We start from the raw sequence: 24,312 nt of genomic DNA, 5'->3' as shown, positions 1-24,312 counted from the left end.
AGTGGCCAGATACGAAGCAAAGACCAAGCCGGCCGTGACACGCCCGGCGGACTATATCGCGACCCTGGAAGACAGCCCCCGCAAACGCGACGCCGAAATGCTTCTGCCCTGGTTCGAAAAGGTCACCGGGCTCAAGGCCTGCATGTGGGGGCCATCCATCATCGGCTTTGGCCGCTACGCCTACACCTATGAAAGCGGCCATTCGGGCGAACACATGCTCACCGGCTTCAGCCCCCGCAAGGCAAACACCGTCGTCTACATCCTTCCCGGATACCGCGACCTCACCGAAAAGCTCGCCCGCCTCGGCCCGCACAAGACCGGCAAGAGCTGCCTCTATCTGGGCAAGCTTTCCGCCATAAACATGCCGGTTCTGGAAGAGATCGTCGCCGACGGCGTTGCCTTCATGCGGAAGAATTATCAGACCTGGGACGAATAAGGCGCAGCCAGACCCCTGCAGACTTGCGGGTTTACATCTCCGCAGGAATTCTTAACCTTGTGGCCGAGCCCCATCCCTTAGGCAACGAGAGCCCTTTGGCGTGCGCGCCCTGCGTGCCGCCTTCCGTTTCCCCACCCTCCGAAAAGATTGGAACTCCCATGACCCAGGTCAAACAAGGCGACACCGTACACATCCATTACACTGGCACCCTGAAGGATGGCACCACCTTCGACAGCTCGCAGGGCCGCGACCCGCTCGCTTTCCAGGTCGGCGCCGGCCAGATCATCCCCGGCCTTGATGCCGCCATCCCCGGCATGGCCGTCGGCGACAGGAAGACCGTCACCGTGCCCTGCGAAGAGGCTTACGGTCCTGTCAATCCCGAAATGCGCCAGGACGTTCCGCGTGCGGACATTCCGGCTGAAGTCCCTGTTGAAGTCGGCACCCGCCTGCAGATGCAGACCCAGTCTGGCCAGCCTGTCCCGGTGGTCGTCGTTGCCTCCGATGACAGGACCGTCACCCTGGATGCCAACCACCCGCTGGCGGGGCAGGACCTGACATTTGATATTGAAGTGGTGGCGATTAAAGAAGCGGCGTAGCGAGACCTGCTGAAAGCTGGGCTGCGCGTCAGCCCAGCTTCTCCGCCGCCCGCTCCGCAAAATACGTGATCACGCCCGCCGCGCCTGCGCGCTTGAAGCATGTCAAAGTTTCCATCATCACGCGGTCGCCGTCGATCCAGCCATTCTGCGCGGCCGCCATGATCTGAGCGTATTCGCCCGACACCTGATAGGCCAGCGTCGGCACGCCAAACGTGCTCGAGACGCGCTGCACAACGTCCAGATACGGAAGACCTGGCTTGACCATCACCATGTCCGCGCCCTCGGCGAGGTCCAGCGCCACTTCGCGCAGCGCCTCGTCGGAATTCGCCGGGTCCTGCTGATACGTCTTCTTGTCGCCCTTCAGCGCGGCGGCCGAGCCAATCGCTTCCCGGTAAGGCCCGTAAAAGCCACTCGCATATTTCGCCGCATAGGACAGGATCATCGCATTGGTGAAGCCCTCTTCCTCGAAGGCATAGCGGATCGCGCCGATGCGCCCGTCCATCATGTCGGACGGCGCCACCACATCGGCCCCCGCGCCGACATGCACCAGCGCCTGCTCGACAAGTCGCTCCACGGTCGCGTCATTCGGAATGCTGCCGTCCTCGTCCAGCAGGCCGTCATGCCCATGCGAGGTATACGCATCAAGCGCCACATCTGTGATGAGGCCCACCTCCGGCGCGGCGTCCTTCATCGCTTTCAGCGCGCGGGGTACAAGGCCCCCGGGGGAAAGCGCGCCGCTGCCGTCCGCGTCCTTGCCCTCGGGGCCAATGTAGGGAAACAGCGCGATCGCCGGTATGCCGAGCGCCTTGGCGCGCTTGGCGGCGAGGGCCGCTTCCGCCACGCTGAGGCGGTCCACACCGGGCAGGGAGGCGACAGGCACCCGCCCCTCGCCATCGTGCACGAACACCGCCCAGACAAGGTCTGCCGGGGTCAGAACGTTTTCGCTCACAAGGCTGCGCGCCCAGGGGGCCTGGCGCAGGCGGCGCATGCGGGTGCCGGGAAAGGCTTGGGGAAACTGTGTCATGTCATACCTCCTAGCGCCAAATCCGGCGCCCTCACAACCATCCCAATCGCCGCGCCATGAAACACCGGTCGCGCACATTGAGCCCGAGATCATCCTGCACCGATTCAATCTCGATCATCCACTTTTCCATCTTCTTCCGGGGGAGCTCCCGGAAGCCGTTCCGGCGATAGAACGGCCCGTTCCAGGGCGGATCGCGGAAGGTCGACAGTGTCACGCGCTTAAGGCCCCTGTCCTTGGCTTCCAGCATTACGCGCCCGATCAGCGCGCTGCCCACTCCGCCGCGCCCATGCGCCGGGTCCACGCTGATCTGGTCGAGATAAAGCCACCCCTCGCGCACCGAGGTCATCGCAAAGCCCGCCAGCGCCCCTTTGGCCGTCCGCGCCACATGCAGGTGCGCGGCGCCGATGGCAGCTTCCAGCACCCTGGCTGGCACATGATCGCCCAGCTGCGCCTCGGGCAGAAGGCCTGTGCCCTCAAACACCCTTCCCGCCGCCACGTCGATGGCGATCAGCGCGGGGACCTCCTCGCGGGCAGCGCCGGTAATCACATACCCGGCAGGAGGGCGTCGGATTGACATATCAGGGACCTCAAACGACAAGCGGCCCCAAAGACTTAAGCCAATCCGGGAGCCCCGCCAATGAGCCTCATCTTCTCCGAAGAACAAGAGATGATCGCCGACATGGCCGCCAAATTCGCCGCCGACAAGCTCGCCCCCCATTCGGAAGCCTGGGACCGGGACAGCCATTTCCCCGTCGATGTGATCCGCTCGACCGCCGAACTCGGATTTGCCGGCATCTATGTGAAGGAGGATGTTGGCGGCTCCGGCCTGACGCGCACAGACGCGGCCCTGATCTTCGAACAGCTCTCCTATGGCGACGTCTCCACCGCCGCCTTCATCTCCATCCACAATATGGCGAGCTGGATGATCGACACCTTCGGGTCACAGGAGCAACGCGCCGCCTGGGTGCCCCGCCTCACCTCAATGGAGCTCATCGCCTCCTACTGCCTCACCGAGCCTGGCTCAGGCTCTGACGCCGCCAGCCTCAAGACCAAGGCGGTGAAAGACGGCGACGATTACGTCATCACCGGCACCAAACAGTTCATCTCCGGCGCAGGTACATCCGATGTCTACGTCCTGATGGCGCGCACCTCGGACGAGGGCGCCAAAGGCGTCTCCGCCTTCATCATCGAGAAGGACGCGCCGGGTCTCTCATTTGGCGCCAATGAGCGCAAGATGGGATGGAAATCCCAGCCGACGCGCCAGGTCATCCTCGACGGCGTGCGCGTGCCGGCCGCCAATCGCATCGGCGAAGAAGGCCATGGCTTCCGCTTCGCCATGGCAGGCCTCGATGGCGGCCGCCTCAACATCGCTGCCTGCGCGCTGGGCGGGGCGCGCCTCGCGCTGGACAAAGCCATCAGCTATGCCAAGGACCGCGAGCAGTTCGGCAAGGCCATCGCCGAGTTCCAGAACACCCAGTTCAAGCTCGCTGACATGGAAACCGAGCTCCAGGCTGCCCGCCTGATGCTCTACGAAGCTGCCGGGCGCCTCGACCGCAAAGCCCCCGACGCCACCCGCTGGTGCGCCATGGCCAAACGCTTTGTCACCGACACCGCCTTCAAGGTCGCCAACGACGCCCTGCAAATCCACGGCGGCTACGGCTACCTCGCCGACTACCACGTCGAACGCATCGTCCGTGACCTGAGGGTCCACCAGATCCTCGAAGGCACGAACGAAGTGATGCGGGTCATCATCTCCCGGGATATGCTGAAGGGATGATGAAGCCTTAGTGCCGCGGCACCCGGTCCCGTATCCGGTCAAACCCCTGCTTGATCGCCGCAAACCTTGCCTCGATATGCGGCTCAAACTGCATGTCGGTGAAGATATGCGGCCAGTCATTCTCGATCGCCTCGCGCACCAGCTCGCCGACATAAAGCGGATCAATCCCGCTCGCGATCGCCTCGGTCACGGCTTTGAGAACTTCCGTACCCGGCCCCTCGACCGGAGTGGTCTGGATCTGCCCGGCAAAGCGGCTCGGGATATTGCGGCCTGAGTCCACGATGTTCGTGCGGATCACGCCGGGGCAGAGCACCGAGACGCCAATGCCCCGCGCCGCCAGTTTCGGCCGCAAATCTTCCGACAGCGCTACCACGCCAAACTTCGTCACATCATAGGCAGGGTTGGTCAGCGCCACCATGCCGGCAATCGACGCGGTAGAAACAATCTGCCCGCCCTCGCCATGGCTCTCGATCAGCGGCCCGAAAATCTCGATGCCCCAGACGACCGACATGAGGTTCACCCCCACCACCCAGTTCCAGCCCGCATCATTCCAGGTGCCATAGTCGCCCCCGCCGCCAACCCCGGCATTGTTGACGAGGATATGCACCTTGCCAAATCGCGCGATGGTCTCGTCGGCCGCGCGCTGCAGATTGTCCTTCAGCGACACGTCGGCCACCACGCCGTCAACATCGGCATTGGTCTCGCGCAAGGCGGTAACGGCCTTCTCCAGCGCCGCCGTCTCGATGTCGCACAGCATCACCTTGACGCCCGCCTGCGCCAGCGCCGTGGCAATGCCAAGGCCGATGCCGGAGGCCGCGCCGGTCACGAACGCAGTCTTTCCTTCCAGATGTTTCATTGAGTTCCTCCCGGTTTTTGAGGCCACCCTGCGCCAGCCCAAAGACGCGCGCAATCGGGGCGGGGACTTCACCCTGCGTCATCGCAAAAAGCCCGCGCCCTGCCGGAAACAATCCAGAACCCGCCCTTATCCCGCCGTCTTCCCCCGCGAAACCGGCGCTCACCAGAACACGAGGAGCGTGTCCATGCTGAGGAAAATCCTGATTGTCCTTCTGGTCCTCGTGGCCGGTCTCTGGCTGCGCAACACCAGCCTCTTCACCCCGCCCGCCTCCGATGGCCCGCCCCGCTTCATCTCTCATCGCGGCGTCCACCAGACCTACCACCGCGAAGACCTGGAACGCGATACCTGCACCGCCATCCGCATCTATCCGCCCACGCACGACTTCATCGAGAACACGCTCCCCTCCATGGCCGCCGCCTTCGAGGCCGGGGCAGAGATCGTGGAGATCGATGTGCACCTGACGCCTGATGGCGAATTCGCCGTCTTCCATGACTGGACACTGGACTGCCGCACGCAGGCCGCAGGCCAGACCAACCAGACACCGATGCGCCTCATCCGCACACTCGACGCCGGCTATGGCTACACCGCCGATGGCGGGGATACCTTCCCCCTGCGCGGCAAGGGCGTGGGCATGATCAAGTCGCTTCCCGAAGTTCTGGACGCCTTCCCGGAAGGCAGGTTCCTCATCAACTTCAAGAGCCGCCGCCCGGTCGAGGGCCGGGTGCTTGCGGAGATGCTGGAAGAAAACCCTCGCTGGCGCGCGCAGGTCTGGGGCGTCTACGGCGCCCCCGTCCCCAGTGAAGCCGCCGTCGCCCGTTTGCCCGGCATGCCCTATTTCACCAGGGGTTCCGCAAAGGACTGCCTGGTCGGCTACGCCCTGACCGGCTGGACCGGTCTCGTTCCTGAGGTCTGCCACAACCAGATCGTGCCCGTGCCTGTTGACTACGCCCCGTTCCTCTGGGGCTGGCCCCGGGCATTCGAGGCGCGCATGACGGCAGCCGGCTCAACCATCGTCCTGTTTGGAACGCCCGGCGGGACCGGCAATGACGGCGCTCCCGGCATCGACACCCCCGCCGAGCTCGCAAAGGTCCCCGAAGGTTTCGGCGGCCATGTCTGGACCGACCGGATCGAGGTCACCGGCCCGGCCGCCAGGCAAGCTCCCTGATTGCGCTGGCCCTCCGCATCGGCTTCACTCATCAGCGCCAGAGAGAAAGCCACCATGCCCGACACCGACATCATCCTCTCCACCTTCGAGCGCGCCGCCGACGCCTGCGCCGATCCCGCCCCGCTGATCTATGACCGCCTCTTTGCCCGGCGCCCGGATTTCCGGCCCTTGTTCGACATGGACACCGATGGCGGCGTGCGCGGCTCGATGGTGCAGACCTGCCTGGAAGCCCTCCTCGGCGTCGCCGAAGGCGCGGGCAGCCAGCGCGTGATCATCTCGGCCGCCCGCTTCTCCCATGGCGGATATGGCGTGGAAGAGGGCGAGTTCGACCTGATGTTTGCCAGCATCCGCGATGTTTTCCGCGATCTTCTCGGCTCTGGCTGGTCCGCCCGCGAAGAAGAAGCCTGGGCAAACCTCCTCAATAGGATTGCCGCCATCCCCTGATGCGCTAGTCTCCGCCTGACACGAGGGAAAGCAAACTCATGACCGACAAGACCAGCGCTGCCTATGGCAGCCTCTCCCGGCTCAATCACTGGCTCGGCGCGCTGGCGTTTTCCGGCATGATCATTGTCGGCTTCATCCTGTCCTATGATGTCCTCTCGCGTGAAACGGCCGGCCCCATCCGCGACCTGCACAAGGCCACCGGCACGCTGCTGCTCCTCTTTGCGCTCTGGCGGGTCAGCTGGCGGCTGGTGCAGGGCTTCCCCCCGCCAGTCCCCGGTGTGCCGGCCTGGCAGGAGCTTGCCTCCCGCCTTGTCCATTGGGGCATGCTCGCTGCGCTCCTGATCATGCCGCTCTCGGGCGTGCTGATGTCCCTCATCGGCGGCCGCCCGATCGACATCTATGGCCTCTTCCTCATCCCGCCTTTTGCAGAAAACAGGGAAGCCGCCGGCCTCCTGCGCCAGGTTCATGGCTACGCCGCCTATGCCCTTGCAGGGCTTATCGCGCTGCACATCCTCGCCGCCCTGAAACACGCCCTCATCGACAAGGACGGCACGCTTGCCCGCATGCTCAGCGGAAAGCCCGCGACGGTTCAGGCATCCTGATTGCCAATACCCGCCTGCGCGGTTTAATCTGCCGGTAACAGCCCGCCAGATCAGAGCGGGCAGGGAGGAAGCCATGCAGATAACATCATTGCCCGGCGCCGGCGCAGAAATCACGGGCGTCGATATCCGCGCGCTCACCGCGCTGCAGTTCAGCGCGGTTAAACAGGCCTATGCAGATCACGGCGTCATCTTTTTCCGCGATCAGTCGCTGACCGAAGACGATCACATCGCCTTCGCCCGGCGCTTTGGCCCCATCAATATCAACCGCTTCTTCCTGGCCCATGAGCGCTATCCCGAAATTGCCCTCGTGCTGAAGGAGAAGGAACAGAAAACCAATATCGGCGGCGGTTGGCATACGGATCATTCCTATGACGCCGAGCCTGCCATGGGCTCTGTCCTCGTCGCGCGCCAGCTGCCCGATGAAGGCGGCGACACCTGGTTTGCCTCCATGTACACCGCCTATGAGACGCTGGACGAGGCGACAAAGGAGGAGATCGCAGGCCTGCGCGCCATCCATTCGGCCAAGCACATCTTCGGCTCGCAGACGGACAATTTCTATAAAGCCAACGAAGATACGGGCGGGCGCATCGGCAACACGGCGGCTGCAGACGTTCTGGAAGATGTCACCCATCCCGTCGTCATCACCCACCCGCTCAGCGGCAGGAAGGCGCTTTATGTGAACCCCGCCTTCACCACACGCATAGACGGCTATGACGCCGAAGCCTCCAGCGCGCTGCTGATGCGCCTCTATGCCCACGCCATGAACCCCGATCATGCCCACCGTTTCAAATGGCAGCCCGGCTCGGTCGCCTTCTGGGACAACCGGTCAACCTGGCACTGGGCGATGAATGATTATCACGGCGAGCGGCGCCTGATGCACCGCATCACCATCGAAGGCTGCGCGCTGAATTAGGTGAGGCTCGCCCGGGGCGCGCCTTCAGTCCATCCGGAACTCGACGCCCACGTCCCGCCCGCTTTCCCAGCGTTTCATGCAGGTGCGCGGATGCTTGAACTGCGGCAGGGTCATCACGAACTGGTCGGGCAGCGCAATGCCTTCGGGCACGCAGATACGCGCGCCGCCCGGCGAGATGTCCCGCAATTCGCACTCCACCCGCTTGAACAGGCCAAGGCGTACATGCGCCTTGCCTTCCACGCGAATGCGCTGGCCCCGCCTGTTATATTGCAGGAAGGGCTGATGGTTGATTTGAGGGCGCTGTTGGGTCATGGGGATGGCCGGGCATCACGGGTCAAATGTGGGACCATTTGGGGAATGGCATGTCTTCTTAATGACATGGCCGGGTAAAGCCCTGTCCAAAGTCATTGATTTAATTGAACAGATTCCGGTTAGCCGGTGGTCAGAAACGGGGAGCACCAGATGAGCGCAGATGTCAGCACCAAGGTTACCGGCAGAATAGGCCGGATCACGCTCACCCGGCCATCCGCCTTGCATGCCCTCAACACGCCGATGTGCGCGCAGATCCTCGCCGCCCTCACCGCCTGGAAAACCGATCCGGCAATCCACCTTGTCTGGATAGACCATCAGGACGGTACACGCGGCTTCTGCTCGGGCGGCGACATTCGCATGCTCGCCGAAAGCGGCGCAGGCGACGCCTCGGAGGCGCGCGATTTCTTCCGCACCGAATACCGCATGAACGCCGCGCTGAAAGCGTTCCCCAAGCCCGTCCTCGCCATCCTTGACGGGGTCACCATGGGCGGCGGCGTCGGCCTCTCCGTTCACGGCTCCCACCGCATCGCCACCGAGCGCACCCTCTTTGCCATGCCTGAAACCGGTATCGGCCTCTTCCCGGATGTGGGCGGCGGCTGGTTCCTGCCGCGCCTCGAAGGCCAGCTTGGCACATGGCTGGCGCTGACCGGCGCGCGCCTGAAGGGCGCCGATGTCGCCGCCGCCGGCGTTGCTACCCATTACCTTCCGTCAGAACGCGTCCCCGCGCTCGCCAAAAACCTTGAGGCGGCTGACTTCTCGGTTGATGCGACGGCCATGCTGGACGACATCCTCCGCGGCCTGACACATGCTGTCCCTGCGCCGTCCTATGGCGCCCACCGGGAAACCATCCATCGCTGCTTTGGGGGGCAGACTGCCGAAGGCATCGTCGCCGCGCTTGAGGCTGACCCCGGTGACTGGGCCAGGGGCGAGGCCGCCACCATCCGCGCCAAGTCACCCGAGACGGTGAAGGTTGCCCTCCGCCAGCTGCGCGAAGGCGCACGCTGCGAAACCTTTGAAGACAACATGCGCATGGAATTCCGCATCGGCTGGCGCAAGGTCCAAAGCCATGACTTCCAGGAAGGCGTGCGCGCCGTCATTATAGATAAGGACAACGCACCCGCCTGGTCGCCCGCGCGCCTGGAAGATGTCAGCGAGGCGGACGTGGCGAAATACTTCGCGCCGCTTGGAGATGATGAGCTTGCCTTCCCGTTCTGAAGCATATCGCGGAACTATATGTCTGGCTCAGCAATAGAAAGCCGCCCGGATACTTTCCGGGCGGCTTTTTTCTGTCTGTTGTTTCATAATGAAACGGAATCTGCCGCAAAAACACGTTACGGGGCAGTAACGGTTAATGAATGCTCTGATTTGTTTACCAACATCATTTTAAACCGTGTTGTGCTTATCAATTTATTAGGTTCACTCCAGTAAATATACTCAAACTACAACAAAAGTTGAGTAAAAGTTGAGTGGTGGTGAATATGATGATGATCGACATGCAGGACACTGCAACAGGCACAATCGGCGAATCTTTCCTTAAGTCGCTGTCTCTTCTCGAACAGGCGCATCGCCGTCTGCACGATGTGGTGAAGGATGATCTGGAACGCGCCGGCGAACGTTCGCTGACGGGCGTTCAGGCGCTCCTCCTTTACGAGATCGGCGAGGGCGAAGCCCCGGCCTCCGTGCTGCGCGCCCGCGGCGCCTTTGCTGGCACCAGCCTTTCCTACAACGTGAAGAAACTTCAGGAAGGCGGCTACCTGATCCAGACGCGCTCTGAAGACGACAAGCGCACGGTCACCCTGCGCCTTACTGATCGCGGCAGGAAAGTCCGTGCACGTGTGGAAAAGCTCTTCGAGAAGCAGGCAACGGCCCTTGAGCCGACCGCCAGTGTTCGCGCCGACGATCTCTCGCAATTGAACAAGACCATCTCGCGTCTCGAGCGCTTCTGGTCTGACCAGATCCGTTACCGCCTCTAAGGGGCATTGAACGGGTACATCTTCCGGGGGGAAGGAGTAGGGGAAAACCCCGGGGCGCAGGTGGGGCGCTCCGGGGTTTTCTTTATGCCTTAGCGGATGAAAACTCAGCGCGGATAGATCATGTCCATCTGCAGGGCAGCCCCGCCTGCTTCCACCGTCACAGAGGACTGCTCGAAGGTCGGCGCAGCTTGCAGGCTCGCAGCATTCGGCGAGGTCCAGCCATCGGCAGGCATGCCTGCGTCATCCACATCAAACGCGCCATTGCCGTTGAAGTCATGCCAGACCGACACCGCATAGCGCCCTTCCGGCAGGTCAAAGCTGAGCGTCTTCGACCCGGCTTCGGGCGCCTCAAGGATTTCTCCGGCAACGCCGTCTTCCTTCATGAACTGGTCTTCTGTCTGCACGCTGACATAGAGCTTGCCGCCGCGCGCTTCGATGCCGTCGACCGTGACGGTCAGCGGGGCGGCAGAAGCGGCGCCGGTCATGGCAAGGGCAGCAGCGATCAGGGCGGCAAGGGGGGCAGCTGGGGTCATGTCAGGTCTCCATATCTGTATTCGACAAGTACTTGGTAATTCAAAGTGAATACGCCAGTCAACAGAGAACTTTGAAAAGCAAAGCAAATGGACTCCGGCAGGGAAGCAGAAGGGGGCCCGGAAGGGGGCCTTGCTGCCCTTGCCATGCCCGCTTGCGCCGTTAGCTTGCCGCGGCAACCCTACAGGCTGCCCGCTATGAAACTCTTCGCTGTCTTCACCGGGGGCAATCACCCCCGCGCCAATATCGAACTGCACGATCTGCGCTTTGTCGCCGGCGGGAGCCTGGAGGCGACGATCCCCACCCTGCGCGCGGCCTGGTGGGGAAAGCCCTCCTCGCTGCACATCGATGGCTATGCCGAGCTCACCGAGGTGGACGGCTGGCAGGTCGATCTCGTGCCCGGCCCCGCGCCGGAGACGCCCGCCCGCACGCTCTGGTTCATAAACCTCGGCGGCTATACGCCCGAACTCTTCGGCGAGCAGCACAATTACCTCTTCCTCGCCGGATCGGACAAAGCCGAAGTCTGGTCCCGCGCCCGCGCGCTGTCGCCTGAATGGACCAGCCGCCACAAGGACAATTTCGTCTCCGTCGATGCCCTGATCGACATCAACGGCCTGCTCGATGCCGACGGCTGGCACGTCCGCCTCGACCGGAAAGCTACCGGCGCCCGCCCCCTCCGCATCGTCTCCGACTACATCAAGCTCTGACAGGAACGCTCCGGGCCCGCCCGGCAGGAATATTCAGATCCCGCAAAATCAACGCTTCGTCCTGGGGAGTTCTCATCTGGGTCAGCTGCCGTGCGGGGGCTCATCACACTCTGTCTTGCGGGCGCAAGCACGTCCGGTGTCGCCCAAGCGGCCCCCTGGGGCGCGCGAGGATCGCGGCTGGCATGCCCCGCCAGGGGCGCGGGCTGCGACCGTGTACGGATCGAACTCTGCTGCGGTCAGGATATGACGAAGCACATCTTCATCGGCCAGCAGCTCCGGTTCGAGGAAGGCGAGCGCAGCGCCCGCTCTGTCAAAACTGAAAACCCGGCTCGGCGTCCATCCCGGCGGGTTCGATGTTTCCCTCGGCTAACGCCACGAAATCGGCGGCGCCTTCGAGGAAAACGCCATCCTGATCAACGCGGTTGCCTGCCGTCAGCCCGGCTTATTCCGCAGGCGCTTCCTCTGCCAGCGCATCTCCTGCCTCATAGCCCGTCTCGACCATCAGATAGGCGATCACGCCCAGCCGGTCGGCTTCGCGGCGCACTCCGGAAAAGCTCATCCGGTTGCCCGGCACAAAAGTACGCGGATTTTCCAGCCAGTGGTCGAGCTGTTCAGGCGTCCAGATGAAGGTCTCGGCCTGCAGCGCGGGCGAATAGGCAAAGCCCTCCACCGTGGCCACCTGGTTGCCGAAAATGCCGTGAAGGTTGGGGCCAACGAGATTGCCCGCCCCTTCTGCGGTCAGGTGGCAGGACTGGCAGAGCTTCCAGGTCCGCGCGCCCACGGCATAGTTGGCGGTGTTGTAAGGCGCGGGCAGGTTTGCAAATTCCGGGCTTGGCTCGCCGGGCGCGGCTGCGGGTGTGGCCGGCGAAGGCGTCGGCGCTCCAGGCTCGGCCGCAACCGGTTCAGCCGGCGGCGGAACGGGCGCCCGATCAGCGCCGCCACAGGCAGCAAGGGCGAGCGCGGCAAACAGGGCGAACGGGGCAGCAGCGGAAAAGCGCATGGATTTTCAATACCTTGTATCGGTCTGGATCTGACAGCTGCCATCTTCGCGCTCCCGCCCGCCAAACTCAACCTTTAGCCTGCGGCTGCGGCAAAAATTCCGAAACCGCGTGGAAACAGGGCGCTGTCTTGGCCCGCGCCCGCGCCGCAGCGTGCCAGACGACATTCCGCCCCGGATCGGCTAGTCTTTTCGGCCTATGGCTGATTCTGCTCCCCCCCGTCCGACGATCCGCAAACTCCCTGCCGATGTGGTCAACCGCATCGCGGCCGGTGAGGTCGTCGAGCGGCCCGCTGCGGCCGTAAAGGAGCTTGTGGAAAACGCGCTCGATGCCGGCGCGCGCAGCATCGCCATCGCGATCGAGGAAGGCGGCCTCAAGCGCATCACCCTCGAGGATGATGGCTGCGGCCTCTCCGCCGACGATCTCCTCATCGCGCTGGAGCGCCACGCCACCTCCAAGCTCGTGCCGGACACAGACGGCCGGGTGGATCTCCTCAACATCTTCACCATGGGTTTCCGGGGCGAAGCCTTGCCCTCCATCGCCTCGGTCAGCCGCATGCGCATCGTCTCGCGCGCCGCCGGGGAAGAGGCCGCTGAAATCTTCTCCGATGCCGGCCGCCTCGATGGCCCCCGGCCCGCCGCCTTCACCGGGCGCAGCGACACCGGCACGCGCATCGACGTAAACGACCTTTTCCACGCCACCCCCGCCCGCCTGAAATTCATGCGCGGCGAGCGCGCCGAGGCCATGGCTGTCACCGACGCCGTCAAACGCCTCGCCATGGCCAATCCGGAAGTCGCCTTCAGCCTCGAAAGCAATGGTCGCAACCTCTTGCGCTATCCCGCTGAAGGCCCCGGCGATGGAGGCCGTCTCAAGCGCCTCGGCGCCATCATGGGGCGGGACTTTTCAGACAATGCCGTCGCCGTCGACGCGACCCGCGAAGGCGTGCGCCTCTCGGGTTTTGCAGGTTTGCCGACGCTCAATCGCGGCAACGCGCAGATGCAGTTCCTGTTCGTCAATGGCCGCCCGGTGAAAGACCGTATGCTGACGGGCGTCGTGCGCGCCGCCTATCAGGATTTCCTCGCCCGGGACCGCCATCCCATGGTGGCGCTCTTCGTCGACCTTGATCCGGAAGGCGTGGACGTCAACGTCCACCCCGCCAAGACCGAAGTGCGCTTCCGCGATGCAGGCGGCGTGCGCGGCCTGATGATCTCGGCGCTGCGCCATGCCCTCGCCGCCGCCGGTCACCGCGCCTCCACCACCGTCGCTGGCTTCGCCCTCGGCAAGGCCCGCGCAGAGCCCGCCCCGCAGGCAGGCTTCCTCTGGCAGGCGCCACAAACACAAAGTGGGCCCGGCGGCTACACCCAGCGCCCCGTCATGCCGCCTCAGGGCTACGCCGCCCGCCAGGTCGAAGGAGATGGCACAGACGCACCCTTCACGCCGCGCGGCTTTGTCCCGGAGGCGAGCGCCTATGAAGGCGCCCCCACAGCAAAGGTCGAAACCGGCCCCATGCCCGCGCCGGGACCGCTCGGGGAATACCCCCTCGGCGCTGCCCGCGCCCAGGTCCACGAAACCTATGTCATTGCTCAAACGGCAGACGGTATCGTCATCGTAGACCAACATGCCGCCCATGAGCGGCTGGTTTATGAATCCATGAAACGCCAGATGGCCGAAGGCGGCGTGCGCCGTCAGGCGCTGCTGATACCCGATATTGTCGAGCTCTCCGAAGACGAGGCCCACCGCGTCTGTGCCCGCGCCGAGGAACTCGCCGCGCTCGGGCTGGAGATCGAACCCTTCGGCCCCGGCGCCATCGCCGTGCGCGCCACCCCCGCCCTGTTCGGGGAGATGGACGCCGCCGGCCTCATCCGCGACCTCGCCGATGATTTTGCCGAATATGAAGCCGGCCTCACACTGTCGGAACGCTTCGAGGAAGTGATGGGCAACATGGCCTGCCGCTCCTCCATCCGCGCCGGTCGCCGTCTGAACGGCGACGAAATGAACGCGCTCCTCCGCCAGATGGAAGCCACGCCTCATTCGGGCCAGTGCAATCACGGCCGCCCCACCTATGTGGAGCTTAAGCTGGCTGACATCGAACGCCTGTTCGGCCGGCGGGGATAAGCGATGACGTTGAACAGGCGCGTCCTGATGACAGGTCTGGCGGGGCTGACGCTCACCGCCTGCGCCCATCGCCCTGACCCCCTGCGCACGCCCGCCGCCTCCGCCCGCCGCCGCATCGAAGACCTCGTCTATTCCGCCATGGTCCCCGCCGCAGGCCTCGTCGTGCGCCATCGCGGTGAAGTGATTTTCGCCCATGCCGACGGCCTCGCTCAGGGCGCAGCGGGCGAGGCAGACGCCGTCCCCTTCACGCCGCAAACCCCCATGCGCGTCGCCTCGGTCTCGAAGATGGCGACCGCTCTCACCGCGCAGCGTCTCGCGGAGAAAGGTGAAGTCGATCTGGATGCGGACATTCGGGATAGCTTCACCCCTGCGCTCATAAACGCGGCCTACCCGAATATCCCGATCACGCTTGGCCACCTCCTTGGCCACAGATCAGGCCTCCGCGATCCGGACGTCTACTGGATGGCCGCCCCCGGGCGCACCGAAGACCTGTTCACGCCCGGCATGTGGAGCCCGGAATGGTGGAGCCTTCCCGGCGTCGGCTTCCGTTACTGCAATTTCGGTTACGGCCTCGCCGGCGCCTTACTGGAGAAGCAAACCGGAGAGAGGTTCGACCACCTCGCCGCCCGCGAAGTAATCGGCCCCCTCGGCCTCGACGCGGGCTTCAACTGGTCGGGCGTCTCGCGCGGAAAACGACGCAAAGCCGCCACACTCTACAGCCGCGAAGCAGAAGGCAGCTGGCAGGTTGAGGCCGATGGCCCCGCCAACCTCAAAGGAAGAGATCCGGCAATTCTGATCGACGAGGGCGCTCGCCTCGCAGATTACATTCCGGGCACAAACGGCACCCTCTTCAGCCCGCAAGGCGGCCTGCGCGCCAGCCTGGAGGACATGGCCATCCTCGCGCGTGCCGCGGCCAGCGTTCCCGGAACGATATCCCGGCCCCTCGAGCAATGGATCTACAACCCCGCCCGCCCCAATGGTGACACCGATGAGGGATATTTCACCGATTTCGGTTTCGGCGTTCAATGGCATTTGCCAGGCAACTCCCCCATCCCGGGCACATGGCTCATCGGCCATCACGGCGAAGCTTACGGCCTCTACTCGGGCGCCTTCCACGCCCCGGCGCTCGACGCAGAGATCGCCTTCGCCGTCACCGGAACCTCCGTGCCCGGCGGGGACCGATCGACCCATCATCCCGTCATCGTCAAGGCCAGCGAGCCCCTCTGGGCCGCGGCTGCAACGCTGCTTGCCGCGCTCTAGGCGTCAGGCTTCCTCGCCGCCCTGCGCGGCCTGGCGGCCTTCTTGCCCGCCTCCTTCGCCCTGCGCATCCGGTCGGCGCCCCCGCTCGCCACCCACCAGAAAATCCGCCAGCCTTCGGCGAAACTCATTTTCGGCGCAGGCGCCAGCGTGCCCTGCTTCTCCGGCGCGGCCACCTTGGGAGCCTTGCGCTTCTTCTTCAGGGGGCGCACAGGTTCGGCCGGCTCCGGCGGCGCCGCCACGGGCTCAGCTTCTTCTGTAAACTCCACCTGCGCAGGCACATCTCCGGCCTCGAACGCGCCCTTCACATTATGCAGAAGGTGGGCATCGGAAAAGTCGATCGCCAGCTCCACCCAGAGCGGCAGATGATCCGACATCTGCCAGGTCAGCCAGCGCCTCGAATAATAGTCCCTGTCCTTCCCGGTATCGCGCGGGCTGCCATCGGGCCTGAGGTCCCGGTGGCGTTTGGGCAGCACAGGCGCGTAATGCTCGTAATGGTCGGGCCGGAACAGAGACTGGCTCCAGTCAAACGCGCCAGAAGACAGGAATGTCAGCTCATCCTTGCGCGTGCGAAAGGCGATCTGGTCATAATAGTGCGTCCCCAGAAGGTTAGACGGATACTGCTCGGGCGGCAGGTGGAAGCCCGCCTTGGTCAGCGCCCCCATCGTCTCGTCCACCGGGTTCTTGATGTTGAAATCGCCCAGCAGGATATAGTTCTCGTTCTCCCGCTCGGCGCGGCCGGCCATCTCCCGGGCGATATACTCGATCTCGGACACGCGCCGGGCATAGCCATCGCTCCCCTTCGCGGCCTCCCCGAAATAGATATGCACCGTACACAGCGAGAATTTGAACCACCCCGCCTGAAAGCTCACCATGAACGGGGTGCGCGCAAACTGCTGCTCGCCGGGCAGCAGCGCATGCTTTGGCAGAACGATCTCGCCAACGATGTTACGGAAACGGACCTTGCGGGCGTCATATACGAAACACATCCGCTCCCGGTTGCCGCTCGACCCGGTCGTCACATCGGTCGCGATGAAATCCCATCCCGGCCCCATCAGGCGGATTACATCCTTCAGTGGCCCGATATCCTCGTTGACCTCCTGCAGCGCGCAGACATCAAACGCCGAAAGCACTTCGGCGATATAGTGCAGGCTCTCGCGCCGCCGCGGCCCGTGGCGGAACTTGTTGTTGTCAAAATCGCGGATGTTCCAGGTGCCGATGATGAGGCTCGCATCCTTCGTCCGCCGCGGTACGCCCCTGGGCGGCGGAGAGGCAAGCTGCGCGCGCAGCTCCAGCAGACGGCGGGAGGTCCAGTCGCCCTCGGCCTCTGAAAAAAGTCTCCGGCTCCGGAGGTCGGTATACCAGACCATGTCTGTCCCCATCGCGTTCTGCGGCTGGCCAGCTTTGCGGAGGCCGTGGTTAACGAGGCGTTAATATGAGGCCGATTCGCCGGGCCGGGCAGGGGGCTAGACTGTCACAACCCGCCCCGGGTTCATGATCCCCTGCGGGTCCAGCGCGCGCTTGATCGCCCGCATCGCTTGGGTGGCGGCGGGCGGGCGCAGGCGGGCAAGTTCATCCCGCTTCAGCCGCCCCACGCCATGCTCGGCAGAGATCGATCCGCCATGGCCCATCACGGTGTCAAAGATCACCCGCGTGATCGCGTCCTCATGAGCTTTGAGCTGCGGCTCTGCCGCCCCCTGCGCTTCGACCACGGAATAATGCAAATTCCCGTCGCCCACATGCCCGAAGATCACAAAATCCGCCGTAGGCAGAACATCGCGCACAGCGGAATTGCACGCCTCGATGAAAGCCGGAATCCGGCTCACGGGAACGGAAATGTCCTGGTTCAGCGCCGCGCCATAAGCGCGCTTGGACAGGGGGATTGTCTCGCGGATATGCCAGAAGGATTTCGCCTGGGTCTCGCTTTCGGCAATCGCCGCGTCCTGCACAAGGCCTTCCTCCATCGCCGCTTCCAGGGCGCGTTCCAGCAATGTGCGCGCATAGGCCCCGTCCGTCTGGGAAACTTCCATCAGCACCCGCCACGGCGCGTTCGATGGCATCGGGTCCCGGGCAGTGGGAATATCAGCCACTACCATCTCTACCGCGTTCGCCGGGATGATCTCGAAACTCGTCACCGAATCCCCGACCTTCCCGCGCACCAGCGCCAGCAGTTTCACAACGTCATCCGTAGACGCGCATATAACCCACGCCGCCGCGCTCTGGACCTGCGGGAAGAGCTTCAGCGTCGCCGCCGTGATCAGGCCCAGCGTGCCTTCGGCCCCGGCAAAAAGATGCTTCAGGTCATATCCGGTATTGTTCTTGCGCAGCCCCGAAAGCCCGTCCCACACCTCGCCGGATGGCAGAACCACCTCCAGCCCCAGGATCAGGTCGCGCATCATGCCATAGCGCAGCACGGCCACCCCCCCGGCATTGGTTGAAATGAGGCCGCCAATCGTCGCGGTCCCTTCCGAGCCGAGCGAGAGGGGAAACAGCCGCCCGGCTGCCTCGGCGGCCGCCTGCGCGGAAACCAGCGTTGCGCCGGCTTCAATCGTCATGGAATTATTGAACGGATCGGTCTCGCGCAGGGCGCTCATCCGCGTCATCGAAACACACACCTCGCCGTGCGGCGTGCCCCCGTCGATCAGTCCGGTATTGCCCCCTTGCGGCGTCATCGCCACGCCATGCTGCGCGCAGAGCTTCACCAGCGCCGCGGCCTCGGCAGTTGAGGCAGGCCGCACGATCAGAGGCGTTGTCCCCTGATACGTCCCCCGCCAGGGCGTGGCCGCTTCCAGCAGCTTCTCCGGATCCTGGCTCCAGCCCTTTGGCCCAAGCAGGTCTTTGACGGCGGCGAGAAAGGCGGGGGGCAGTGTCTGGGTCATGACCCTATCTAGCCGCTTCCCGCCCCCCCTGTCATCCCGCATCCACGAGACCCTCACTTCCCACGCTCTTCGCGCGCGGGCGCCCCATCTTCCATTTATGGCAGAGGGTAAGAGGCGTCCTACTCACTTTACGCCTCTCTTGCTTGAGGGCTTGTGGGGACCAGAAATCGCACTGCGATTTCCCGAACAAGGAGGGACCCATCGCAAAGCGATGGGAGGTTAAGGGCCTTGCGCCTTATCCAACAAACCCAAGTCCCCTGCGCCAGCCAAACCCCTATCCCAATCAACATCCTAAAAAAATTCGTCCCGCAAATCTCTCCATCCCCTCCCGCCCGGGGGCGTATCCTCCGCCCCATGATCAATCTTGCCCCCTCACCGCGCACGCCGACACTTCCTGGCTATAAACTGACCCCCGAACTCACCCATCAAACCGGCCAGCGCCTGCTACGTCCGGCCAGAACGGCTGCGTGAAACCTAGGCGAGCCCCCGCATCGCGGCAGCAATCACCCCGCCCCCTGGCAATCCCTCCAGTGCCTCGATCACGCCCGCCCGCATCTGCGCCGTCTTGTTCTGGCCGAGCTTCGTTATCCCTTCCAGTCTTCGTGGCCGCATCTCGAAAGCGCGGATACCGACCAGCATCGCCTCGAAGGCGGCCGGCTTCATCTTGCCCCGCGTCCAGGGCGGCTTTGGCAGAAGGGCGGCTTCGAACACGGCCGAGAGGTCATCGAGAAATGCTGCCGCCCCGTCGCGGCCTGTCTCGCGCGCCTGGCCCTCGGCCTCCACCGACAGGTAATTCCAGGTCGGCACCTGATCGGGCACATCGCCATACCAGTCCGGCGAAATGTAAGCGTCCGGCCCGGTGAAGACGATCACTGCCGATGCCCCGGCCAGGAGCCGCGCCGCCGCCGGATTGGCCGCAGACAGATGAAAGCGCAGCAGAACGCCATCCTTGTCATGCCGGGCAATCACCGGCGTATGACCAACCAGCGGCGCGGTCTCGCCATTGACGGCCACCAGCGCGAGCGGGTGGGCCGCCATCCGCGCCAGCAGGACGGCCGGGTCAGTTTCACGGAAGCGGGGAGCTGGATGCATGCCGCGGCTCGGGGCTCAGAAGAGGGTGCCCTGCCCCCCCTTCGGGGAGCTTGTGGATTTCTTTGGCGCCGGGGGCGGTGTCTCGCCTTCAAAAGGCGCGGCGGTGACATCTCCGTCCGCGAATGTGACGTAAATGGCCGCAAGTGTCCGAGCCTGGCCGGAACTGCGCACCAATTGGCCGGACGTGTCCCGGACGAGGGCGTATCCGCGCTTCAAAGTGGCCTGGTAGGAAAGGGTCTCGAGCAGCTTGCCTTCAGAGGCCAGAGCGCTGCGCCGCTGCTCGATCAGCCGCATCAGGGCAGGGCGCGCGCGCACGGCGGTGTCGCGCAGGCGCTGGCGCTGGCTGCGTATCTCGGCCTTCAGAGTGGCCGGGGAAAGCTGCAGGCGCGAGAGCTTCAGGCGCGCCTTCTGGGTCAGTGCCAGGGCGGCGCGGGGAAGGCTCGCAGAGGCAAAGTCCAGCCGCTGGCGCTTTGATTGTAAGAGGCTTTCTGGCCGGGGCAGGCGGGCAGAGCCCAGCTTGTCCTTGGCCCGGGTGAGGGCGCGGGTGAGGGCGCGTTTCAGGCGCTGGCCAGACTCCTCAATGCTGAGGATCAGCTCGGTGCGCACCGGCACGGCAATCTCGGCCGCTCCGGTGGGCGTTGGCGCCCTGCGGTCGGAAACATAATCGATCAGCGTGGTATCAGTCTCGTGCCCAACCGCTGAAATCAAAGGGATTTCGCTCTCGAAAGCGGCCCTTACGACCCCCTCCTCATTGAACGGCCAGAGGTCTTCAATCGACCCGCCGCCCCTTGCCACGATCAGAACATCGGGCCGGTCAGCCCCGGTCATGGCGTTGAAGCCACGGATACCGGCGGTGACCTGAGCGGCCGCCTGTTCCCCCTGCACAAGCGCGGGCCAGACAATGACGCGCACAGGGAATCGCTCGCGGATACGGTGGAGGATATCCCGGATCACGGCGCCCGTCGGCGAGGTGATCACCCCGATGGTGCGCGGCATATAGGGGATCGGCTTCTTGTGGGCCTGGTCGAACAGGCCTTCCGCCGCAAGCTTCTTCTTGCGCTCCTCCAGCAGCTGCATCAGCGCGCCAGCGCCTGCCGGCCGCATCGTGCTGGCGATCATCTGATAGGCCGAGCGGCCTTCATAGGTGGAGAGGCGCCCGGTGGCGACCACCTCAAGGCCTTCCTCGGGCCGGAAGGTCAGCCGGTCGACCTGCCCGCGCCACATGATGGTGTTGAGCACCGCCTTGTCGTCTTTGAGGTCAGCATACATGTGCCCGGACTTGGCAATGGTGACCCGGCCGAGTTCCCCGCGCACGGTCACCTGGTCGTAACTGGTCTCGATCGTCCGCTTCAGGCTCGCGGCGAGTTCCGAAACGGTCAGTTCAGGCTGATTTGTCGTGGGCGAGTCAGGCATGGGGCTTGATCCCACGCCCTGCTCAGCGCATCAAGCCGCCCCATGAACATACTCCTGATCGGATCGGGCGGCCGTGAACACGCCCTGGCCTGGAAAATGGCCCAGTCACCGCTGGTGGACGTGGTGCATTGCGCGCCCGGCAATCCCGGCATGGACGCGGTCGGCCCCTGCTTCGATGTTGCGGTAGATGACATCGACGGCCTGATAAAGCTCGCCCTCCAGATCGAGCCCGACCTGGTCGTGATCGGCCCGGAAGCGCCCCTCGCCCTTGGCCTCTCCGACATCCTGCGCGCCCGCGGCTTTGATGTCTTCGGCCCCTCCAAGGCGGCCGCGCAGCTGGAAGCCTCCAAGGCTTTCTCCAAAGGGCGGATGACAAGATACGGCGTGCCGACCGCCGCCTATGGCGAGTTCACCCAAACAGCCCCGGCCAAGGCTTTCCTGCGCAAGATGCGCGCGCCTTACGTGCTCAAGGCCGATGGCCTCGCCGCCGGCAAAGGGGTTGTGATCGCCGAGACGCTGGAAGAGGCTGAGGCCGAAATCGACCAGATGCTGTCAGGCAAGTTCGGCGATGCGTCGGCCACCCTCGTGATCGAGGAATTCATGCACGGCGAGGAAGCCAGCATATTCGTCATCACCGATGGCGAAGGCGCGATCTTCCTGCCCGCCGCGCAGGACCACAAGCGCGTGGGCGATGGCGACACTGGCCCAAACACCGGCGGGATGGGCGCCTATGCCCCCGCCCCGGTCGTCAGTGAAGAGATCATGGCGAGGGTCAAAAGCCAGATCGCCGGCCCTATGCTCAAGGGCATGGCCAAAGACGGGATGCCGTATCAGGGCGTGCTCTATATCGGCGTCATGGTAACGCCTGAAGGGCCCAAGGTCGTCGAGTTCAACGCCCGTTTCGGAGACCCTGAATGCCAGGTGCTGATGAAGGGCCTGAGGGGCGACATCGTTCCGGCGATCCTCGTGGCGGCAACCGGCGGCCTGAAGGGCAGCGAAGCAGCCTTTGAGGCGCTGCTGGAACTGGAAGACTTCCAGCCAACCGCCACCGTGGTGCTCGCCGCAAACGGCTATCCCGGCAGCTATGAAAAAGGCACGGTCATTGAAAGCCTCGGGGCGGCGCAGGTCCTTGACGGCGTCACAGTTTTCCATGCGGGCACAGACATTGCCGAAGGCGGAAAGCTCGTCGCCAAAGGCGGGCGCGTCCTGAACGTCACCGCCAGCGGCGCGACTTTACGCGAAGCCGTTGACCGCGCCTATGCGGGTGTTGACGCAATCACATGGCCGGGCGGCTTCTGCCGCCGCGACATTGGCTGGCGGGCGCTCAAGGCCTAAACGTTCGGATCGATCAGGATCTTGATTTCACTGGGGCGCTTGGCAAGGCTGTCGAAGGCCGCTTCGGTGTTCGCCAGAGGTTGGCGGCTGGTGATGAGGCGGGCGGCTTTTGCAGGCTCAGCCTCGATGACGGCGAGGGCGGCGGCGAATTCTTCCGGCCGGTAGGCAAAACTGAACTCGAGCGTCAGTTCCCGGAGGATACCCTCCAGCGGCGTCAACTTTTCCTCATGCGGGCAGACACCGGCAACGATGATATGGCTATGCGGCGGGGCGCCCTTGATGACCTGGTCGATCATGCCCTGCGCGCCGGTGCATTCGAAGATGTTTGCCCCCGGCGGCAAGCCGCGGAAATCCCGCTCCAGCAGCGGCGACATCGGATAGGTCTTCAGGCCGAGATCGCCCCAATGGCTGAAGGCCGAGCCCTTGCCCGGATCAATCACGATGTCGGCGCCCATAAGCCCGGCGGTGCGGCGTCTTTCTGCCGAAAAATCCGCTGCCAGGATCGGCCCCCGGCCTTGCAGACTGAGCGCGAGGACCACCGCGAGGCCTACCGGGCCGCAGCCGATGACGACATTGGGCGCGCGGTTGCGGCTTGCGAGATTGGCTGCATGCAGACCAACCGCGAGAGGTTCTGTCAGGGCAGCCAGATCATGCGGCACACCCTCCGGGATGCGAAAGCTGCGAGAGGCATCAATGCAGGATAGCTCTGCGAGCCCGCCGCCATGGCCCGGTGACAGGCCGATGGTCTGGGGACCTTCATGGGTATGCGTGAAAGGAAGGCCCGTAATGATGTCGCCCGTTCTCAGGCGCGTGTCCGTGCCCGGCGCAATGCCGACAATCTCGGCTGAGAATTCATGCCCGGGAATAATCGCCGGCATCTGGTCCTGCGCCTCGTCTGCCAATGTGTCAGCCAGTGCTGCCATCTGCTTGCGCGCGCTGAGGTCGCTGCCGCAGATGCCGGTGAACAGGGGGCGGACAAGGAGCTGGCCTGCCAGCGGCGACGGGTCCGGCATCTGGCGGACAGTGAGGGTTTTGCCCTGAAGAACAGCGGCGCGCATGATCTTTATCCTGATTTATTCGAAGGCTTCAGTTTTCCGGGGGAAGCGCGAACCGGGCGACTTCGGGCTGACCGGTATGGGCAGTGCGTCCGCCATCGGCGACCATGATCGTGCCGGTTACATAGGAGGCGTCTTCCGAAGCCAGGAAGGCCACGACGCTCGCCATCTCTTCGGGCTGGGCGGCGCGCTCCATCGGGATGCGCTGTAGCCACTCCTCCCGCAGGCCGGGCAGTTGCTGGACGCCTGCCGTGATTGGCGTTTCGACGAGGCCGGGGCACAGCGCGTTGACGCGGATGCCGTCCCGGGCATGGTCCACGCAGAGGGCGCGGGTGTAGTTCACCACAGCGCCCTTGGCGGCGTTATAGGCAGCGAAGCGATAGTCTCCGCCAAGACCGGAAATGGACGCCGTATTCACGATGGCGCTGCCGCGCGGCATGTGAGGGATTGCAAAGTGGCAGGCGTAATAGACGCTGTGCAGGTCAATCGCGATGACGCGTTCCCATTCTGCAGGCTGAACTTCAACGCTGGTGCCGAAGCTGCCGATGCCGGCATTGTTGAAGAGGATGTCGATGCGGCCATGCCGCTCCACAGCCGCTTTGATGAGAGCTTCGACATCGGCGGCGCTGGAAACATCGCATTTCACCGCCATGGCTGTCGGGCCAAGGTCTGCAGCAATGGATTTCCCGCCATTGTCGTTGAGGTCTGCGAGTACGACATGCGCGCCTTCGCGAGCAAGGAGACGGGCGGTGGCCGCGCCGATACCGGAGGCGGCGCCGGTGATGACGGCGACCTTGTTTTCAAATCTCTTGCGGGTCATGGGCAAGCCTCG

General features: G+C 64.3%; 25 protein-coding genes. 13 read left to right on the top strand and 12 right to left on the bottom strand.

Annotated features, from left to right (window positions below):
- Nucleotide 1: 1 nt before the first annotated feature.
- The gene (locus KG722_RS00765; RefSeq protein ID WP_213268519.1) at nt 2-436 is read left to right on the top strand and encodes a DUF1801 domain-containing protein; all 435 of its coding nucleotides are present in this window, start codon (nt 2-4) and stop codon (nt 434-436) included.
- Between the two features lie 158 nt (nt 437-594).
- On the top strand, nt 595-1,032 hold the full coding sequence (locus tag KG722_RS00760) for a peptidylprolyl isomerase (protein WP_213268517.1): 438 nt from the start codon (nt 595-597) through the stop codon (nt 1,030-1,032).
- Nucleotides 1,033-1,060: 28 nt separating this feature from the next.
- Here the strand turns inward: KG722_RS00760 and hemB are convergent, their stop codons facing one another.
- Nucleotides 1,061-2,056 carry a porphobilinogen synthase gene (hemB, locus tag KG722_RS00755; protein ID WP_213268515.1) on the bottom strand — a complete coding sequence of 332 codons (996 nt, stop codon included), beginning with the start codon at nt 2,054-2,056 and terminating at the stop codon, nt 1,061-1,063.
- A 31-nt stretch (nt 2,057-2,087) separates the two neighbouring features.
- Nucleotides 2,088-2,633 carry a GNAT family N-acetyltransferase gene (locus KG722_RS00750; RefSeq protein ID WP_213268512.1) on the bottom strand — a complete coding sequence of 182 codons (546 nt, stop codon included), beginning with the start codon at nt 2,631-2,633 and terminating at the stop codon, nt 2,088-2,090.
- A gap of 60 nt (nt 2,634-2,693) precedes the next feature.
- On the opposite strand from KG722_RS00750, the gene KG722_RS00745 reads away from it, so the two are divergent.
- Nucleotides 2,694-3,833, top strand: coding sequence for an isobutyryl-CoA dehydrogenase (locus KG722_RS00745; RefSeq protein WP_213268510.1), 1,140 nt, complete (start codon nt 2,694-2,696; stop codon nt 3,831-3,833).
- 7 nt (nt 3,834-3,840) lie between these two features.
- Here the strand turns inward: KG722_RS00745 and KG722_RS00740 are convergent, their stop codons facing one another.
- A complete protein-coding gene (locus tag KG722_RS00740) occupies nt 3,841-4,689 on the bottom strand; it encodes an SDR family NAD(P)-dependent oxidoreductase (RefSeq protein ID WP_213268507.1) in 849 nt (282 codons plus the stop codon).
- A 184-nt stretch (nt 4,690-4,873) separates the two neighbouring features.
- Here KG722_RS00740 and KG722_RS00735 point away from each other — a divergent pair, with 184 nt between their 5' ends.
- The 4 genes from KG722_RS00735 to KG722_RS00720 all read left to right on the top strand — a co-directional run bounded on the left by KG722_RS00735 (nt 4,874) and on the right by KG722_RS00720 (nt 7,813).
- On the top strand, nt 4,874-5,854 hold the full coding sequence (locus KG722_RS00735; protein WP_213268505.1) for a glycerophosphodiester phosphodiesterase family protein: 981 nt from the start codon (nt 4,874-4,876) through the stop codon (nt 5,852-5,854).
- A gap of 54 nt (nt 5,855-5,908) precedes the next feature.
- Nucleotides 5,909-6,298, top strand: a complete 390-nt coding sequence (locus KG722_RS00730) for a globin (protein ID WP_213268503.1) — start codon at nt 5,909-5,911, stop codon at nt 6,296-6,298.
- A gap of 38 nt (nt 6,299-6,336) precedes the next feature.
- The gene (locus KG722_RS00725; RefSeq protein WP_213268501.1) at nt 6,337-6,900 is read left to right on the top strand and encodes a cytochrome b; all 564 of its coding nucleotides are present in this window, start codon (nt 6,337-6,339) and stop codon (nt 6,898-6,900) included.
- 73 nt (nt 6,901-6,973) lie between these two features.
- Nucleotides 6,974-7,813 carry a TauD/TfdA family dioxygenase gene (locus KG722_RS00720; protein ID WP_213268499.1) on the top strand — a complete coding sequence of 280 codons (840 nt, stop codon included), beginning with the start codon at nt 6,974-6,976 and terminating at the stop codon, nt 7,811-7,813.
- A 24-nt stretch (nt 7,814-7,837) separates the two neighbouring features.
- Here KG722_RS00720 and KG722_RS00715 read toward each other — a convergent pair whose 3' ends face one another.
- Nucleotides 7,838-8,125 carry a PilZ domain-containing protein gene (locus KG722_RS00715; RefSeq protein ID WP_213268497.1) on the bottom strand — a complete coding sequence of 96 codons (288 nt, stop codon included), beginning with the start codon at nt 8,123-8,125 and terminating at the stop codon, nt 7,838-7,840.
- Nucleotides 8,126-8,275: 150 nt separating this feature from the next.
- Here KG722_RS00715 and KG722_RS00710 point away from each other — a divergent pair, with 150 nt between their 5' ends.
- Complete coding sequence (locus KG722_RS00710; protein WP_213268489.1) at nt 8,276-9,340, top strand: enoyl-CoA hydratase/isomerase family protein; 1,065 nt, start codon at nt 8,276-8,278, stop codon at nt 9,338-9,340.
- A gap of 263 nt (nt 9,341-9,603) precedes the next feature.
- Nucleotides 9,604-10,098: a MarR family transcriptional regulator gene (locus KG722_RS00705; protein ID WP_213268487.1), complete on the top strand. Its 495-nt coding sequence runs from the start codon at nt 9,604-9,606 to the stop codon at nt 10,096-10,098.
- 104 nt (nt 10,099-10,202) lie between these two features.
- Here the strand turns inward: KG722_RS00705 and KG722_RS00700 are convergent, their stop codons facing one another.
- Entirely contained in the window at nt 10,203-10,631 is a 429-nt protein-coding gene (locus KG722_RS00700) for a DUF2141 domain-containing protein (protein WP_213268485.1), read from the bottom strand.
- A gap of 195 nt (nt 10,632-10,826) precedes the next feature.
- Between KG722_RS00700 and KG722_RS00695 the strand changes: the two genes are divergently transcribed.
- Complete coding sequence (locus KG722_RS00695; RefSeq protein WP_213268483.1) at nt 10,827-11,336, top strand: DUF1543 domain-containing protein; 510 nt, start codon at nt 10,827-10,829, stop codon at nt 11,334-11,336.
- Between the two features lie 442 nt (nt 11,337-11,778).
- Here KG722_RS00695 and KG722_RS00690 read toward each other — a convergent pair whose 3' ends face one another.
- Nucleotides 11,779-12,336, bottom strand: a complete 558-nt coding sequence (locus KG722_RS00690; protein WP_213268481.1) for a cytochrome c family protein — start codon at nt 12,334-12,336, stop codon at nt 11,779-11,781.
- A 196-nt stretch (nt 12,337-12,532) separates the two neighbouring features.
- On the opposite strand from KG722_RS00690, the gene mutL reads away from it, so the two are divergent.
- Both mutL and KG722_RS00680 read left to right on the top strand, forming a co-directional pair.
- Nucleotides 12,533-14,449 (top strand): DNA mismatch repair endonuclease MutL, encoded by a 1,917-nt coding sequence (gene mutL / locus KG722_RS00685; protein ID WP_213268479.1) that lies wholly within the window; start codon nt 12,533-12,535, stop codon nt 14,447-14,449.
- Between the two features lie 3 nt (nt 14,450-14,452).
- Nucleotides 14,453-15,709: a serine hydrolase domain-containing protein gene (locus KG722_RS00680; protein WP_213268477.1), complete on the top strand. Its 1,257-nt coding sequence runs from the start codon at nt 14,453-14,455 to the stop codon at nt 15,707-15,709.
- Here the strand turns inward: KG722_RS00680 and KG722_RS00675 are convergent.
- The 4 genes from KG722_RS00675 to xseA all read right to left on the bottom strand — a co-directional run bounded on the left by KG722_RS00675 (nt 15,706) and on the right by xseA (nt 21,090).
- Nucleotides 15,706-17,088 carry a hypothetical protein gene (locus tag KG722_RS00675; RefSeq protein ID WP_213268476.1) on the bottom strand — a complete coding sequence of 461 codons (1,383 nt, stop codon included), beginning with the start codon at nt 17,086-17,088 and terminating at the stop codon, nt 15,706-15,708. The genes KG722_RS00680 and KG722_RS00675 overlap by 4 nt on opposite strands.
- Nucleotides 17,089-17,172: 84 nt before the next feature.
- Complete coding sequence (locus tag KG722_RS00670) at nt 17,173-18,585, bottom strand: FAD-binding oxidoreductase (protein WP_213268475.1); 1,413 nt, start codon at nt 18,583-18,585, stop codon at nt 17,173-17,175.
- Nucleotides 18,586-19,059: 474 nt separating this feature from the next.
- A complete protein-coding gene (locus KG722_RS00665; RefSeq protein ID WP_213268474.1) occupies nt 19,060-19,677 on the bottom strand; it encodes an FMN-binding negative transcriptional regulator in 618 nt (205 codons plus the stop codon).
- Between the two features lie 15 nt (nt 19,678-19,692).
- Entirely contained in the window at nt 19,693-21,090 is a 1,398-nt protein-coding gene (xseA, locus tag KG722_RS00660) for an exodeoxyribonuclease VII large subunit (RefSeq protein WP_213268473.1), read from the bottom strand.
- Between the two features lie 42 nt (nt 21,091-21,132).
- Between xseA and purD the strand changes: the two genes are divergently transcribed.
- Nucleotides 21,133-22,425, top strand: a complete 1,293-nt coding sequence (gene purD / locus KG722_RS00655; RefSeq protein WP_213268472.1) for a phosphoribosylamine--glycine ligase — start codon at nt 21,133-21,135, stop codon at nt 22,423-22,425.
- Here the strand turns inward: purD and KG722_RS00650 are convergent.
- Nucleotides 22,422-23,483, bottom strand: a complete 1,062-nt coding sequence (locus KG722_RS00650; RefSeq protein ID WP_213268471.1) for a zinc-binding dehydrogenase — start codon at nt 23,481-23,483, stop codon at nt 22,422-22,424. The two genes, purD and KG722_RS00650, sit on opposite strands and share 4 nt — an antisense overlap.
- A 28-nt stretch (nt 23,484-23,511) precedes the next feature.
- Entirely contained in the window at nt 23,512-24,300 is a 789-nt protein-coding gene (locus KG722_RS00645; RefSeq protein WP_213268470.1) for an SDR family oxidoreductase, read from the bottom strand.
- Nucleotides 24,301-24,312: the final 12 nt, after the last annotated feature.

The sequence above is a fragment of the Hyphomonas sp. genome (genome assembly GCF_018402285.1).
Taxonomy (GTDB): Bacteria; Pseudomonadota; Alphaproteobacteria; order Caulobacterales; family Hyphomonadaceae; genus Hyphomonas.
The sequence above is the reverse complement of the archived record's forward strand: the minus strand, read 5'-3'. Positions and strand labels throughout refer to the sequence as shown.